At 68.8% G+C, this 15,737-nt stretch carries 12 protein-coding genes; 5 read left to right on the plus strand and 7 right to left on the minus strand.

The window, feature by feature from the left end; genetic code table 11:
- Positions 1-112: 112 nt before the first annotated feature.
- From ACFWHU_RS19290 to ACFWHU_RS19310, 5 genes are all read right to left on the minus strand, one after another.
- On the minus strand, positions 113-784 hold the full coding sequence (locus ACFWHU_RS19290) for a FadR/GntR family transcriptional regulator (RefSeq protein WP_385795951.1): 672 nt from the start codon (positions 782-784) through the stop codon (positions 113-115).
- Between the two features lie 185 nt (positions 785-969).
- On the minus strand, positions 970-2,583 hold the full coding sequence (locus ACFWHU_RS19295) for an FAD-dependent oxidoreductase (RefSeq protein WP_387225871.1): 1,614 nt from the start codon (positions 2,581-2,583) through the stop codon (positions 970-972).
- A 31-nt stretch (positions 2,584-2,614) separates the two neighbouring features.
- The gene (gene glpK / locus ACFWHU_RS19300; RefSeq protein WP_385795957.1) at positions 2,615-4,168 is read right to left on the minus strand and encodes a glycerol kinase GlpK; all 1,554 of its coding nucleotides are present in this window, start codon (positions 4,166-4,168) and stop codon (positions 2,615-2,617) included.
- 46 nt (positions 4,169-4,214) lie between these two features.
- Complete coding sequence (locus ACFWHU_RS19305; protein ID WP_355183695.1) at positions 4,215-5,006, minus strand: MIP/aquaporin family protein; 792 nt, start codon at positions 5,004-5,006, stop codon at positions 4,215-4,217.
- Positions 5,007-5,233: 227 nt separating this feature from the next.
- Positions 5,234-5,998 carry an IclR family transcriptional regulator gene (locus tag ACFWHU_RS19310; RefSeq protein ID WP_385795960.1) on the minus strand — a complete coding sequence of 255 codons (765 nt, stop codon included), beginning with the start codon at positions 5,996-5,998 and terminating at the stop codon, positions 5,234-5,236.
- A 220-nt stretch (positions 5,999-6,218) separates the two neighbouring features.
- Here ACFWHU_RS19310 and metH point away from each other — a divergent pair, with 220 nt between their 5' ends.
- The 4 genes from metH (at position 6,219) to ACFWHU_RS19330 (ending at position 12,638) form a co-directional block, all read left to right on the plus strand.
- Positions 6,219-9,734, plus strand: coding sequence for a methionine synthase (metH, locus tag ACFWHU_RS19315; RefSeq protein ID WP_387225875.1), 3,516 nt, complete (start codon positions 6,219-6,221; stop codon positions 9,732-9,734).
- Between the two features lie 130 nt (positions 9,735-9,864).
- Complete coding sequence (locus tag ACFWHU_RS19320; RefSeq protein ID WP_387225877.1) at positions 9,865-10,569, plus strand: HAD family hydrolase; 705 nt, start codon at positions 9,865-9,867, stop codon at positions 10,567-10,569.
- Positions 10,570-10,656: 87 nt separating this feature from the next.
- Positions 10,657-10,827: a hypothetical protein gene (locus tag ACFWHU_RS19325; protein ID WP_385795967.1), complete on the plus strand. Its 171-nt coding sequence runs from the start codon at positions 10,657-10,659 to the stop codon at positions 10,825-10,827.
- Between the two features lie 206 nt (positions 10,828-11,033).
- Entirely contained in the window at positions 11,034-12,638 is a 1,605-nt protein-coding gene (locus tag ACFWHU_RS19330; RefSeq protein ID WP_387225879.1) for an ABC transporter substrate-binding protein, read from the plus strand.
- 94 nt (positions 12,639-12,732) lie between these two features.
- Here the strand turns inward: ACFWHU_RS19330 and ACFWHU_RS19335 are convergent, their stop codons facing one another.
- Positions 12,733-13,404, minus strand: a complete 672-nt coding sequence (locus tag ACFWHU_RS19335; protein ID WP_023542799.1) for a response regulator transcription factor — start codon at positions 13,402-13,404, stop codon at positions 12,733-12,735.
- An 82-nt stretch (positions 13,405-13,486) separates the two neighbouring features.
- Positions 13,487-14,371, minus strand: coding sequence for a RecB family exonuclease (locus ACFWHU_RS19340; RefSeq protein ID WP_385795972.1), 885 nt, complete (start codon positions 14,369-14,371; stop codon positions 13,487-13,489).
- A 109-nt stretch (positions 14,372-14,480) separates the two neighbouring features.
- Here ACFWHU_RS19340 and ACFWHU_RS19345 point away from each other — a divergent pair, with 109 nt between their 5' ends.
- Positions 14,481-15,728 carry a site-2 protease family protein gene (locus tag ACFWHU_RS19345; RefSeq protein WP_385796205.1) on the plus strand — a complete coding sequence of 416 codons (1,248 nt, stop codon included), beginning with the start codon at positions 14,481-14,483 and terminating at the stop codon, positions 15,726-15,728.
- Positions 15,729-15,737: the final 9 nt, after the last annotated feature.

The raw sequence follows: 15,737 nt of genomic DNA on the forward strand, positions 1-15,737 counted from the left end.
AGATCCGCCGCCGGTCCGCCGACGAGGCGGACCGGCACGGACACGGGCCCGACCGGGAGAGATCCTCCTCCCGGTCGGGCCCGTGTCCGTCAGGTCTCCGTCCCCCGCCGCGTCAGAGGGTCGACCGCAGCCACTGCTCCACACTCGCGACATGCACCGTCGCCCACGACCTGGCCGCCTCCACGTCCCGGTCGCGCAGCGCGGCCAGGATCGCCCGGTGCTCGTGCAGGGTCCGGCTGACCGCGTCCTCCTGCGTCAGCCCGCGCCACACCCGGGCCCGCGTCGTCGGTCCCGACAGCCCGTCGAGCAGTGAGCAGAGAACCGAGTTGCCCGAGGCCTGCACGATGCCGCGGTGGAACTCCAGATCGGACGCGACCAGCTCCTCCACCGAGGGATCCTCGCCGAGCGCGTCCAACTGCTCGCCCAGCACGTCCAGTTCGGAATCCTTGATCCGGGACGCGGCCATCGCCGTCGCGGCCGGCTCCAGGATCCGCCGTACCGCCAGGAACTCCAGCACCGTGTCGTCCCGGTGGAAATCGACGACGAAACTCAGCGCTTCGAGGAGCAGTTGAGGATCGAGGCTGGTGACGTAGGTCCCGTCGCCCTGCCGTACGTCGAGAATGCGGATCAGCGACAGGGCGCGTACCGCCTCGCGCAGTGAATTGCGCGACAGGCCCAGTTCGGCGGCGAGCTCGCTCTCCTTGGGAAGGCGGTCCCCCGGGCGCAGCGCGCCCGAGACGATCATTCCCTTGATCTTCTCGATGGCCTCGTCGGTGACAGCCATGGGCGACCTCCATACATCCGATGTATCGGCCTCCATTATGCGTCTCCCAGCGCGCCCGGCGCCCCGTTCCGCCGGAGTTCTCCAGGACGGAGGGTGCCGGGGCCGTCGCTTCCGGCCCCGGCACCGTTTCGGAACTTGGTTCGAGGCGTGCCGCTCACGTGCCGCGCACCACTCGGCCCGCTCGCTCAGCCGCTCCGCCTGCTCAGCAACTCCTCGACCCGGGTACGGATCGCGTCCGTGGCGAGCCCCCGGATCGTCAGCGTCGTACGCCGCCGCAGCACGTCGTCCGCCGTCTCCGCCCACTCGTGGTCACGCGCGTACACGACCTGCGCCCAGATCTCGGGGGCGTCCGGGTGGATACGCTCGCCCAGCTCCGGCCGCTCGTACGCCAGCCGCGCGATGTCGAACGCCAGCGAACCGTAGTGCCTGGCCAGATGGTGCGCCGTGTCCCGCGCGATGCCGTCGCCGTGCGCCCCGCCGTCGATCAGCAGCCGGTGCGTCACCGCCTGCGGATTGGCGATGCCGGGCAGCGGCAGCATCTTCGGCAGCCGCGACGTCGGCTCGATGTCCGAGCCGAGCGGACGGCCGGGCAGGGTCTCCAGCTTGTCCAGCACCGTACGGCCGATATGGCGGAACGTCGTCCACTTGCCTCCCGCCACCGACAGCATGCCGCCACTGCCCTCGGTGACGACCGTCTCCCGCTTGGCGGTCGACGTGTCACCGGGACCGCCGGGCAGCACCCGCAGACCGGCGAACGAATACGTCATCAGCTCACGCGAGAGCTGCTGGTCCCGGACGGAGAGCGACGCCTCGTCCAGGATCTGGTGGATGTCCGCGTCGGTGACCGCGACGTCCGCCGGATCGCCCTCGTACACCTCGTCCGTCGTCCCGAGCAGCAGCATGTCCTCCCAGGGGAGGGCGAAGGTGATGCGGTACTTGTCGATCGGCGTCGCGAGCGCCGCGTTCCACGGGGCGGTGCGCCGCAGCACGAGGTGCGCGCCCTTGGAGAGCCTGATCGAGGGCTCGGACCGGGGGTCCTCCAGCCGGCGCAGATGGTCGACCCAGGGGCCGGTGGCGTTCAGCACGAGCCGGGCGTCGACCCCGAACTCCGTACCGTCCATACCGTCCTTGAGGTCGGCGCCCGTCACCCGGCCGCCGGTGAACCGCAATCCGGTCACCTGGGCGTGGTTGAGGACGGCGGCCCCCGACTCGACGGCCGCGCGGACCGTCATCACGGCCATCCGCGCGTCGTTCATCTGGTCGTCGCCGTACACCGCCACGGCCCGCAGATTGTCCGTACGCAGTTCGGGCACCGCGCGCCGCGCCTTGGCGGGGCTCAGCAGATGCCCGACGCCGTCGCCGAAGGCGGAGAGCGCGGAGTACGCGAACACTCCGGCGCCCAGCTTGGCCGCGCTGTGCGGCCCGTTCTTGTAGACGGGCAGATAGAACGTGAGCGGGTTCGCCAGATGGGGCGCCACGCGGCGGGAGACCGCGCGGCGCTCGAAGTGGTTCTCGGCGACAAGCCGCACGTCGCCGGTCTGGAGATAGCGCAGACCGCCGTGGAGCAGCTTGGAGGAGGCGGAGGAGGTGGCGCCGGCGAAGTCGCCACCGTCCACCAGGGCCACCCGCAGTCCCGACTGGGAGGCGTGCCAGGCGGTGGAGATGCCCAGGATGCCGCCACCGATGACCAGCAGGTCGTAGGTGGCGCGGGACAACTGCTCCCGGGTCTCCGCGCGGCTCGGGAGTGAGCCGCCGGCCGGGTGCGTGCCAAGGGCGGGACTGCTGTGAAGGGTGGTCATGGTGTCTCCTCACTCGGACGAAACGCCTGGGTCAGCTCTCGTCGTCTTCGTCCACCCAGGCCTTGGTGCGCTCCACGGCCTTGAGCCATTTCTTGTACTCGCGGTCGCGCTCCGCCGGGTCCATGTCCGGCGTCCACTCCGCGGCCCGGCGCCAGTTGGCCCGCAGCGCGTCGGTGTCCGGCCAGAAGCCGACCGCGAGCCCGGCGGCGTACGCGGCGCCCAGACAGGTGGTCTCCGCGACCATCGGGCGCACCACGGGCGCGTCGAGGACGTTGGACAGCGTCTGCATCAGCAGGTTGTTGGCGGTCATACCGCCGTCGACCTTCAGGGACGTCAGCTCGACCTTGGAGTCCTTGGTCATGGCGTCGCTGATCTCACGGGTCTGCCAGGCCGTGGCCTCCAGCACCGCGCGGGCGATGTGCGCCTTGGTGACATAGCTGGTGAGGCCGGCGATCACACCGCGGGCGGCCGAGTCCCAGTGGGGTGCGAAGAGCCCGGAGAAGGCCGGGACGAAGTACGCGCCGCCGTTGTCCTCCACGGAGGAGGCGAGCGTCTCGATCTCGGGCGCGGAGTTGATCAGGCCCAGCTGGTCGCGCATCCACTGCACCAGCGCGCCGGTGACGGCGATGGCGCCCTCCAGCGCGTACACGGCCGGCTCGTCCCCGATGCGGTAACCGACCGTCGTCAGCAGCCCGTTGTAGGAGTTGACCGGCTTGTGGGCGGTGTTCATGAGCATGAACGTGCCCGTGCCGTACGTCGACTTGGCCTCACCCTCGGCGAAGCAGCACTGGCCGAACAGGGCCGCCTGCTGGTCACCGAGCGCCGAGGCGACCGGAATCCCGTTCAGCGGGCCGCCCTTGGCCGTTCCGTACACCTCGGAGGAGGAGCGGATCTTCGGGAGCATCGCCATCGGGACACCGATGGAGTTGCAGATCTTCGGGTCCCACTCCAGCGTGTCGAGGCGCATCAGCATCGTGCGGGAGGCGTTGGTGACGTCCGTGACGTGCACACCGCCGTCGACACCACCGGTCAGATTCCAGATCACCCAGGTGTCCATGGTGCCGAAGAGGATGTCGCCGGCCTCGGCCCGCTCGCGCAGCCCCTCGACGTTGTCGAGCAGCCAGCGCGCCTTCGGCCCGGCGAAGTACGTCGCCAGCGGCAGCCCGGTGTCACGGCGGAACCGGTCCTGACCCACGTTGCGGCCCAGCTCCTTCACCAGCGAGCTGGTGCGGGTGTCCTGCCAGACGATGGCGTTGTGGACGGGCTCACCGGTCTTCTTGTCCCAGAGCATGGTGGTCTCGCGCTGGTTGGTGATCCCGATCGCCAGGACGTCGGCCTTGGTGATACCGGCCTTCTCGATGGCGTTCGCCACGACTTCCTGGACGTTGGTCCAGATCTCCTTGGCGTCGTGCTCGACCCAGCCCGGCTTCGGGAAGATCTGCCGGTGTTCCTTCTGGTCGACGGCGACGATGCGCCCGTCGACGTCGAAGACGATGCAGCGGCTGGACGTCGTGCCCTGGTCGATGGCCGCGATGAACGGTCCCGTTCCGTGGGAGGAAGTCCCGGTGCTCTGTGCGTCACTCACGGTGTCTGCTCCTGCTCGGTGCGGAGGGCGGAGGGAGGGCGTGGGCCTACTTGAAGGCCACGTTGTAGAGACCGGCCGCGGCGGCGCCGCCGATGAGCGGAGCGACGACCGGGATCCAGGCATACGTCCAGTCGGAGCCGCCCTTGTTGGGCAGCGGCAGCAGCGCGTGGACGATACGGGGGCCGAGGTCGCGAGCCGGGTTGATCGCGTATCCGGTGGGGCCACCGAGCGAGAGACCGATGCCCACCACCACCAGCGAAGTGATCAGCACGCCGAGGACACCGAGGCCGTTGCCCTCGTCGTTCAGTCCCTGGGTGAGGATCGCGATCACCAGGGCGAAGGTGGCGATGATCTCGGTGAGCACGTTCTGCACGGTGTGCCGGATCTCCGGGCCCGTCGAGAAGATACCGAGGACGGGACCGGCCTTGGGCGCGGTCTTCTGGTCGACCAGCCCCTCGACCGCGGGCTGCGCGGCGAGGATCTCCGGATCGGTCAGATGGGCCTTGAACTGGCCCATGTACGTCACCCAGACCAGGAAGGCGCCGATGGCGGCACCGAGCAGCTCGCTCGCCATGTAGAGCGGCACATCGCTCCACTCCGTCCCGCCGGATATCGCGAGGCCGAGGGTGACGGCAGGGTTCAGATGGGCGCCCGAGACGCCCGCGGCGAGATACGCACCCGTGAGGACGGCGAATCCCCACCCGAAGCTGATGGCGACCCAGCCCGCCCCGTGCGACTTGGAGCGTTTGAGGACGACGCCCGCGACCACGCCACCACCGAGCAGGATCAGGAGAGCGGTACCTACGGTCTCGCCTATGAAGATGTCGAAGTGTGACACCCAAGACTCCTTCGTCCAGGGGGAGGCGGACCAGCGGCTCGCACCGATGGTCCGAGCCCTCAGGTGAGGGCGTTGCCGGCCTCTGGCCTTGTCGTGCACACATGTTGACCCGTCGATCAATGTTCGACAATGCCGACCGCTGAACGGCAGTGTCATCCTGGGGTGAAGGAGTCGTCAAGGGTCCTGTCGCCGGAACCTTGTTCTCTTCAGATCATCGGCCATGCGACTCAAAACCGCCCGGCGCCGACATCCCTGGACACCGAACGGGCACATTCGCGCACCGCCGTGATCAGCTCCGGACGGATCTCGCCGTCCTCGCACAGTCGTTCCACCGCGCCCGTGAGAGCTATGGCCCCGACGGGCATCCGCCGCCGGTCATGGATCGGCGCGGCCACCGCGGCCACCCCCTCCCAGGTCTCCTCGACATCCGTCGCCCACCCCCGTGACCTGGTGACTTCGAGAATCGCCTCGAATTGCTCCAGATCGGTGACGGTGCGCCCGGTCAGCTGCTCACGGGCGCCTCTGACGGCCTCGCCGCGGGCCACCGGGTCGTACGCCGCGAGCACCTTCCCCAGGGCCGTGGAGTGCAGCGGCTGCATCGCGCCCACTTCCAGGACCTGCCGGCTGTCGTCCGGCCTGAAGACGTGGTGCACGATCAGTACGCCCTCCAGGTGCAGCACCCCCAGATGCACGCTCTCACCGCTGGACCGCGCCAGATCGTCCGTCCACACCAGGGCGCGGGAGCGCAGCTCGTGGACGTCCAGATAGCTGTTGCCGAGCCGCAGTAGCTCCGCCCCCAGCTGATAGCGGCCCGAAGCGGCGTCCTGCTCCACGAACCCCTCCTCCTGGAGGGTCCGCAGGATGCCGTGCGCCGTCCCCTTGGCCAGCCCGAGCGAGGAGGCGATGTCGGACAGGCCGAGCCTGCGCTCGCCGCCCGCGAGAAGCCGCAGCACCGCCGCCGCGCGCTGGAGCGACTGGATGCTCTTCGCCATCGGCCCGGACCTCCCTGACGCAGTCGTTCGACAATGCTGAACAATATCGGCCCATGCCGACTCCGTGTTACGGACAACCGGATTCCAAGTTGGCCGACGCGCGACCGTCCGCCCCCTGAAACAGACCGCCGCCGCGAGCCGGGCACCGCTACCCTGGCCGGGTGCCCCTTCCACCGGAAGGCGCAAAGCCGACAGCCGTCGCATCCCCGGGAGTATTTTCATGGCCCCGTCCTCCAGCACTTCCGCCGACAGCCGGACCCGAGTCGAAGCCCTCCGCGAGGCGCTCGCCACGCGCGTGGTGGTGGCCGACGGGGCGATGGGCACCATGCTCCAGGCGCAGGATCCGACGATGGAGGACTTCCAGGATCTGGAGGGCTGCAACGAGATCCTGAACGTGACCCGCCCGGACATCGTGCGCTCCGTCCACGAGGAGTACTTCGCGGTCGGTGTCGACTGCGTGGAGACCAACACCTTCGGTACGAACTTCGCCGCGCTGGCCGAGTACGACATCCCCGAGCGGGTCTTCGAACTCTCCGAGGCCGGCGCCCGTATCGCCCGCGAGGTCGCCGACGAGTTCACCGTCTCGACCGGACAGCAGCGCTGGGTGCTGGGCTCCATGGGCCCGGGAACGAAACTGCCGACCCTCGGGCACGTCGACTACGTGACCCTGCGCGACGCCTACCAGCGCAACGCCGAGGGCATGATCGCCGGTGGCGCGGACGCCCTGCTGGTGGAGACGACACAGGACCTCCTCCAGACGAAGGCCGCCATCCTCGGAGCCCGCCGGGCCCTCGCCACCACCGGCACGAACCTGCCGATCATCTGTTCCGTGACGGTCGAGACGACGGGCACGATGCTGCTGGGGTCGGAGATCGGCGCGGCCCTGACGGCGCTGGAGCCGCTGGGGATCGACATGATCGGGCTCAACTGCGCGACGGGGCCGGCGGAGATGAGCGAGCACCTGCGCTATCTGGCCCGCCACTCACGTATCCCCATCTCCTGCATGCCCAACGCCGGACTGCCCGTCCTCGGCAAGGACGGCGCGCACTACCCGCTGACCGCGGGCGAACTCGCGGACGCGCAGGAGAACTTCGTCCAGGAGTACGGCCTCTCCCTGGTCGGCGGCTGCTGCGGAACGACTCCGGAGCATCTGCGGCAGGTCGTGGAGCGGGTGCGGGGCGCCGATGTCACCGAGCGGGTGGCGCGGCCCGAGCCGGGGGCGGCGTCGCTGTACCAGTCGGTGCCCTTCCGGCAGGACACGTCGTATCTGGCGATCGGCGAGCGCACGAACGCGAACGGGTCGAAGAAGTTCCGTGAGGCGATGCTCGAGGGCCGCTGGGACGACTGCGTGGAGATGGCACGGGCGCAGATCCGTGAGGGCGCGCACCTGCTCGACCTGTGCGTCGACTACGTGGGCCGTGACGGCGTCGCGGACATGGCGGAGCTCGCGGGCCGTTTCGCCACCGCCTCCACCCTGCCGATCGTGCTGGACTCCACCGAACTGCCGGTGCTGCGGGCCGGGTTGGAGAAGCTGGGCGGGCGCGCGGTCATCAACTCGGTGAACTACGAGGACGGTGACGGGCCGGAGTCGCGCTTCACGAAGGTCACCGAACTGGCCGTCGAGCACGGCGCCGCGCTGATCGCGCTGACCATCGACGAGGAGGGCCAGGCCCGCACCCCCGAACACAAGGTCGCGATCGCGGAGCGGCTGATCGCGGACCTGACCGGCAACTGGGGCGTGCACGAGTCGGACATCCTGATCGACACCCTCACCTTCACGATCTGCACGGGTCAGGAGGAGTCGCGCAAGGACGGGATCGCGACGATCGAGGCGATCCGTGAGCTGAAGAAGCGCCACCCCGATGTCCAGACGACGCTGGGTCTGTCGAACATCTCCTTCGGACTGAACCCCGCCGCCCGCATCGTCCTGAACTCCGTCTTCCTGGACGAGTGCGTGAAGGCGGGGCTGGACTCGGCGATCGTGCACGCGTCGAAGATCCTGCCGATCGCGCGGCTGGAGGAGGAGCAGGTCAAGGTCGCACTCGACCTCGTCTACGACCGGCGCGAAGAAGGCTACGACCCGCTCCAGAGGCTCATGCAGCTGTTCGAGGGCGTCAACACCAAGTCGATGAAGGACGGACGGGCCGAGGAACTGCTCGCGCTGCCGCTGAACGAGCGGCTGGAGCGGCGGATCATCGACGGGGAGAAGAACGGCCTGGAGGACGACCTCGCCGCCGCACTGGAGACCCGGCCGGCTCTGGAGATCGTCAACGACACCCTGCTGAACGGCATGAAGGTCGTGGGCGAGCTGTTCGGCTCCGGGCAGATGCAGCTGCCCTTCGTCCTCCAGTCGGCGGAGGTGATGAAGCAGGCGGTGGCTTTCCTGGAGCCGCACATGGAGAAGACGGATGACGACGGCAAGGGCACCATCGTCCTGGCCACCGTCCGGGGCGACGTGCACGACATCGGGAAGAACCTGGTCGACATCATCCTGTCCAACAACGGCTACACGGTGGTGAATCTCGGCATCAAGCAGCCGGTCTCCGCCATCCTCGAAGCCGCCGAGGAGCACCGGGCCGATGTGATCGGCATGTCGGGGCTGCTGGTGAAGTCGACGGTGATCATGAAGGAGAACCTTCAGGAGCTGAACCAGCGCAAGATGGCGGCCGACTTCCCCGTCATCCTCGGCGGCGCCGCCCTCACCCGCGCCTACGTCGAGCAGGACCTGCACGAGATCTACGAGGGTGAGGTCCGCTACGCCCGCGACGCGTTCGAGGGCCTGCGCCTCATGGACGCCCTGATCGGCATCAAGCGCGGCGTCCCCGGAGCCGTACTCCCCGAGTTGAAGCAGCGCCGCGTCAAGCCGGTCACGGCCACGGCGACGGTGGTGGAGGACCTTCCGGAGGAAGGCACCGTCCGCTCCGACGTGTCGACCACCAACCCGGTCCCGGAGCCGCCGTTCTGGGGCACCCGCGTCATCAAGGGCATCCAGCTCAAGGAGTACGCCTCCTGGCTGGACGAGGGCGCCCTGTTCAAGGGGCAGTGGGGGCTCAAGGAGGCCCGCAAGGGCGGACCGTCGTACGAGGAGCTGGTGGAGTCCGAGGGACGGCCGCATCTGCGGGGCTGGCTGGACAAGCTCCACACCGACAACATGCTGGAAGCGGCCGTGGTCTACGGCTACTTCCCCTGCGTCTCCAAGGGCGACGACCTGATCCTGCTCGGCGAGGACGGGGCGGAGCGGACCCGCTTCACCTTCCCCCGCCAGCGCCGCGGCCGGCGGCTCTGTCTGGCGGACTTCTTCCGCCCCGAGGAGTCCGGCGAGACCGACGTCGTGGGCCTCCAGGTCGTCACCGTCGGGTCGAAGATCGGCGGCGCGACCGCGGAGCTGTTCGAGAAGAACGCCTACCGGGACTATCTCGAACTCCACGGCCTGTCCGTCCAGCTCGCCGAGGCCCTCGCCGAGTACTGGCACGCCCGCGTCCGCTCCGAGCTGGGCTTCGCCGCCGAGGACCCGTCGCAGGTCGAGGACATGTTCGCGCTGAAGTACCGGGGCGCCCGGTTCTCGCTCGGCTACGGTGCCTGCCCCAACCTGGAGGACCGCGCCAAGATCGCCGACCTCCTGGAGCCCGGCCGGATCGGTGTCGAGCTCTCCGAGGAGTTCCAGCTCCACCCGGAGCAGTCCACCGACGCCATCGTCATCCACCACCCCGAGGCGAAGTACTTCAACGCGCGATAGCGCCCATCGCGCACCTTCCGCGGACGAGTCGTACACTTATCGGTCCAGCGCAGGCCGGTTGCCGGCCCTGACGGGAACCCCCGTCAGGAAAGGCGACCGGCCTTCTCGTCCCTCTCGGAGGTGTGCCCGGATGACCAGTACGGTTCCCGCGTCCTTGACTCGTACGGCCGAAGGATCGGCGCTCCAGGCCGTTCTTCTCGACATGGACGGCACCCTGGTCGACACGGAGGGCTTCTGGTGGGACACGGAGGTCGCGGTCTTCAAGGACCTCGGACACGCCCTGGACGACGCATGGCGCGACATCGTCGTCGGCGGGCCCATGACCAGGAGCGCCGGCTATCTCATCGAGGCGACCGGCGCCGACATCACCCTCGCCGAGCTGACCGTACTGCTCAACGACCGCTTCGAGGAGCGCATCGGCTTCGACGTACCGCTGATGCCCGGAGCCGCCAGGCTGCTGGCCGAACTGGCCCGGCACGGCGTGCCCACGGCCCTGGTCTCCGCCTCGCACCGGCGCATCATCGACCGGGTGCTGGAATCCGTGGGACGCCACCACTTCAGCCTCACCGTGGCCGGTGACGAGGTGGTGAACACCAAGCCGCACCCCGACCCGTACCTGCTCGCCGCGCGCGGTCTGAACGCCGCCCCGGCCAGATGCGCGGTCATCGAGGACACGGCGACGGGCGTGGCGTCGGCCGAGGCCGCGGGCTGCCGGGTGGTGGCCGTGCCCTCCGTCGCGCCGATCGCCGCCGCCGACGGACGGGTGGTCGTGGGCTCTCTCGAAGAGGTCGATCTGCTATTCCTGCGTGGTCTGATTACGCACGAGCACAGATAGTCATACAGAGCGTGCCCCCTGAAACTATCCAAAGTCCGGGGGATTGGGGTACGCCTTTGCGGCGGTCGCCGACTGATCGTCGTGTTCGTGATCATGGTGGACCGGCCGGAAATGCGGGTGACCTTTGTCACTCAGCGTGGTGTCGCCGAGGGTGATCACGCCCGTTCAGCGGGCCCGCCCTGCCCGTTCGCCGCGCCGATCCGGGCATCCATGTGTCCTGCTTTATGGCTGGATGTGCGAATCATTCTCAAGCGCTGATACCGCTTCATGGCATTTGCTGAGCGCTTTGCGATTACGCCCGAACTGAGCCCGGTTCATAACATCCGCACCTGCCGACTAATCTCGTCGCGAGAACTTCGCCACACGTTCACCGCCTCAACGGTGTGTTCCGACGGTCAATCACGTCGCGAAATTCTCAACCACCGTTGTATCGCAGGGTGTTCGGATGAGGGAGTACGTCCAGGATGAAGCGCAAGAGTCTCGTGCTGCCGGTTGTGGCAGGACTGCTCGCCCCGGTGCTCGCCGCCTGCGGCGGCTCGGACGGCGGGTCCGGCAGCGGTGACGCCATCGTCGTCGGCACCACGGACCAGTTCACCGCCACCAAGGAGTCCCCGGCGCCCTTCGACCCGGCGTTCGCCTACGACGCCGGCTCCTGGAACGTCCTGCGCCAGTCCCTCCAGACCCTGATGCGCGTACCGCGCGGCGGCGGCGCCCCCGTCCCCGAGGCCGCGTCCAACTGCCGCTTCTCGGACAACCAGAACCAGAGCTACCGCTGCGAACTGCGCGAGGGCCTGAAGTTCGCCGGCGGCGCCGAGATCACCTCGGAGGACGTGAAGTTCTCCATCGACCGCGTGATCGACATCAACTCCGAGGCCGGCGCGGTGGGCCTGCTCAAGAACATCGACACGATCGAGACGCCCAGCGCCTCCGAGATCGTCTTCCACCTCAAGACCCCCGACGCCACGTTCCCGTACAAGCTCTCCACACCCGTCGCCGGCATCGTCGACCCCGAGTCCTACGACGGCAAGAAGCTCCGCGACGGCTTCGACGTGACCGGCTCCGGCCCGTACAACTTCAAGGCCGAGATCGACGGCGACCGGATCGTCAAGGCGGTCTTCACCAAGAACTCCTCGTACACGGGCGACCTGAAGCTCCGCAACGACAAGGTCGAGCTGCGCTCGTACCCCGACGCGGCGGCCATGGGCAAGGCCCTCGACTCCGGCGAGATCGACGTCATGGCCCGCACCATGTCGCCGGACCAGATCGAGGACATGACCACGAAGCCCACGGACAAGGTCGAGCTCACCGAGATGCCCGGTCTGGAGATCCGCTACCTCGCCTTCGACACCGACGAGCCCGTCGTGAAGGACAAGGCCGTACGCCAGGCCGTCGCCTCCCTCGTCGACCGCGGCCAGATCGCCTCCGAGGTGTACGGCTCCACGGCCGAGCCCCTCTACTCGCTCATCCCGTCGACCATCACCGCGCACACCAACTCGTTCTTCAACAAGTACGGCGAGCCCGACCGGGCCGAGGCCGAACGACTCCTCGACGAAGCCGGTGTCGAGACACCCGTGAAGTTCACCCTGAACTACACCACCGACCACTACGGCGAAGCCACGGCCAAGGAGTTCGAGACGCTCAAGGAGCAGCTCAACTCCAGCGGCCTCTTCGATGTCGACACCAAGGGCACCGAGTGGTCCAAGTTCCGGCCCGCCCAGACACGCGGTGACTACACCGTCTACGGCATGGGCTGGTTCCCCGACTTCCCCGACCCGGACAACTACATCGCGCCGTTCCTCGACGAGGACAACTTCCTCAACGCGCCGTACTCGAACAAGAAGGTCAGCGGACAGCTGATACCCCAGTCGCGCAGCGAGGCCGAACGCAGCGCCGCCGCCAAGAGCTTCGCGCAGATACAGGACATCGTCGCCGAGGACGTACCGGTACTGCCGCTCTGGCAGGGCAAGCAGTACGTGGCCGCCGACGACGACATCTCCGGCGTGGAATGGGCACTCAACCCCTCGGGCGAACTGCTGCTCTGGGAGCTCGGCACCGGCAGCGCGGTCTGACCGGCCCCACCGTCCGACAGTCGCAACGGCAGAGGTCCCCGGCATCGCACCGATGCCGGGGACCTCTGCCGTAACCGCCCGAAGCGCCGCCCGCTCACTGGGCGCCGGGGCGCACCAGACCGCTCTCGTACGCGTACACCGCCGCCTGCACACGGTCGCGCAGGCTCAGCTTCGTCAGCACATGACCCACATGCGTCTTGACCGTGGTCTCACTGACGAACAGATCCGCGGCGATCTCCGCGTTGGACAGCCCCCGCGCCACCAGCTTCAGCACCTCGACCTCACGCTCGGTCAGCGTGTGCAGGGTGTCCGGCACCTGCTCGTCACCGGACGGCAGATGGTCCGCGTACTTGTCGAGCAGCCTGCGCGTGATGCTTGGCGCCAGCATCGCCTCACCGGCGGCCACCACCCGGATCGCCTGCACCAACTCGTTCGCGGGCGCGTCCTTCAGCAGGAAGCCACTGGCCCCCGCGCGCAGCGCCTCCACCACGTACTCGTCCAGATCGAACGTGGTCAGCACCAGCACCTTCGCCGGACCGTCCTTGCCGGGACCCGTGATCTGCCGCGTCGCCTCCACACCGTCCATCCGAGGCATCCGGATGTCCATCAGCACGACATCGGGCTGAAGCGCCCGCACCTGGTCGATGGCCTGAAGACCGTCCCCGGCCTCCCCGACGACCGCGATGTCCTGCTCGGCCTCCAGGATCATCCGGAAGCCGGTGCGCAGCAGTGGCTGGTCATCGACCAGTAGGACGCGGATCGCCACGGGATCTCCTTCAGTAGACCGATCCCGGTCCATTCTGCCCTGAGTGCCCGCCCACGGAAGCGGCGGGCACACGCCGCCCCCGCTACACCCCCTGCGCCGGCTCGGTGGAAACCACCGGCTCCGCCACCACAAGCGCCTCCGCACCCTGCGGTGGCGCCACCGTCAGCGGATACACCGGGGGAGTCCCGCCGAACTCCGGACACACCGCCCGGTGATCGCACCAGCCGCACAGCTTCGTCGGCCGGGGCCGCCAGTCACCCGTCTCCGTCGCCTGCCTGATCGCGTCCCAGAGCGCCAGCAGCTTGCGCTCGATACGCTCCAGATCCGCCTCCACCGGGTCATACGTCAAAACATCACCACTGCCCAGATAGACCAGCTGGAGCCGGCGCGGCACCACCCGCTTCCACCGCCAGATCACCAGCGCGTAGAACTTCATCTGGAACAGCGCGCCCTCCGCGTACTCCGGACGCGGCGCCTTGCCCGTCTTGTAGTCCACGATCCGCACCTCGCCCGACGGCGCCACATCGACCCGGTCGATCACCCCGCGCAGCCGCAGCCCCGACTCCAGCTCCGTCTCCACGAACAGCTCACGCTCCGCCGGCTCCAGCCGCGTCGGATCCTCCAGCGAGAACCACCGCTCGACCAGACCCTCGGCCTCCGACAGCCAGCGCGTCAGCCGCTCACCGCCCTCGTCCCCCTCGAACAGCTCACCCAGCTCCGGCCTCGACTCCAGCAACCGGTCCCACTGGCCGGGAACCATCGACCTGGCCCGCGGCGCCGTACGCTCGACAGCGGGGTCGTCGAACAGCCTCTCCAGCACCGCGTGCACCAGCGTCCCCCGAGTGGCCGCCTCGCTCGGCTTCTCCGGCAGCTTGTCGATCACCCGGAACCGATACAGCAGAGGGCACTGCATGAAGTCGCTCGCACGCGACGGCGACAGCGACATGGGCTGCTGACTCGTACTCATGACTCAGACCCTACGGCCCGCCACCGACAGCGAGCGGAATACCATCGACGCAAGACCTCGCGCACACGGCACCATCGAGCGAGTGACCGCGCCGCAACGAAGGGACGACGTGAACAAGGACGACGAGAGCGGCGAGAGCAGGAGGCCGCGGTCCGGTCCTGAGGACGCGCCCCCCGGCCGCAAGCGGAAGCGGCCCGAAGACCCCGGAGGCGGGATCCTGATGGGCCGCCCCTTCGGCGTGCCCGTCTACGTCGCCCCCAGCTGGTTCCTGGTGGCCGCCCTCATCACCTGGGTCTTCGGCGGCCAGCTCGACCGCGTGCTGCCCGAGCTCGGCGGCGTCCGCTACCTCGTCGCGCTCTTCTTCGCCGTCGCCTTCTACGCCTCCGTACTGGTCCACGAACTGGCCCACACCGTCGTCGCCCTGCGCTACGGCCTGCCCGTACGCCGCATCCAGCTCCAGTTCTTCGGCGGCGTCTCCGAGATCGAGAAGGAGTCCGAGACCCCCGGCCGCGAGTTCATGCTCGCCTTCGTCGGCCCCCTGCTCTCACTCGTCCTCGCCGGCTTCTTCTACCTCACGATGATGGCCGTCGAACCCGGCACCGTCCCCGGCGTCCTCCTCGCCGGACTGATGATCTCCAACCTCATCGTCGCCGCCTTCAACCTCCTGCCCGGCCTCCCCCTGGACGGCGGCCGGATGCTCCGCGCCGTCGTCTGGAAGATCACCGGCAAACCCATGACCGGCACCGTCGCCGCCGCCTGGGTCGGCAGGGCCCTCGCCGTAGCCGTCCTCATCGGCCTCCCGCTGCTCACCCACACCGGCGCCCTCGGCAACTCCACCAAGGACATCGGCGGCATGGAGACCGTCACCGACGCACTCCTCGCCGCCATCCTCGCCGCCATCATCTGGACCGGCGCCGGCAACAGCCTGCGCATGGCACGCCTGCGCGAACACCTTCCCGAACTGCGAGCCCGCGCCCTCACCCGCCGCGCCGTCCCCGTCGAATCCGCCACCCCGCTCTCCGAAGCACTGCGCCGCGCCAACGAAGCCGGCGCCCGCGCCCTCGTCGTCGTCGACGGACAGGGCGAACCCACCGCACTCGTCCGCGAAGCGGCCATCGTCGGCGTCCCCGCCCACCGCCGCCCCTGGGTCGCCGTCAGCGGCCTCGCCCAAGACCTCACCGACGGCATGAAAGTCCCCGCCGAACTCGCCGGAGAAGCACTCCTCGACCGGCTCAGGGCCAGCCCCGCCACCGAGTACCTCGTGGTCGAGGACACCGGGGAGATCTACGGAGTCCTCTCCACCGCCGACGTCGAACGCGCCTTCGTCGCCGCCATGGCCAGGCCCGACTCCAAATGAGGCACCCCC

This window comes from Streptomyces sp. NPDC060366, assembly GCF_042725135.1.
Lineage (GTDB): Bacteria > Actinomycetota > Actinomycetes > Streptomycetales > Streptomycetaceae > Streptomyces.

Coding starts and splice junctions, on each gene's coding strand:
- ACFWHU_RS19320 (WP_387225877.1), top strand. CDS start 9,865: ATGACCAGTACGGTTCCCGCGTCCTTGACTCGTACGGCCGAAGGATCG.
- ACFWHU_RS19310 (WP_385795960.1), bottom strand. CDS start 5,998: ATGGCGAAGAGCATCCAGTCGCTCCAGCGCGCGGCGGCGGTGCTGCGG.
- ACFWHU_RS19290 (WP_385795951.1), bottom strand. CDS start 784: ATGGCTGTCACCGACGAGGCCATCGAGAAGATCAAGGGAATGATCGTC.
- ACFWHU_RS19295 (WP_387225871.1), bottom strand. CDS start 2,583: ATGACCACCCTTCACAGCAGTCCCGCCCTTGGCACGCACCCGGCCGGC.
- ACFWHU_RS19340 (WP_385795972.1), bottom strand. CDS start 14,371: ATGAGTACGAGTCAGCAGCCCATGTCGCTGTCGCCGTCGCGTGCGAGC.
- ACFWHU_RS19330 (WP_387225879.1), top strand. CDS start 11,034: ATGAAGCGCAAGAGTCTCGTGCTGCCGGTTGTGGCAGGACTGCTCGCC.
- metH (WP_387225875.1), top strand. CDS start 6,219: ATGGCCCCGTCCTCCAGCACTTCCGCCGACAGCCGGACCCGAGTCGAA.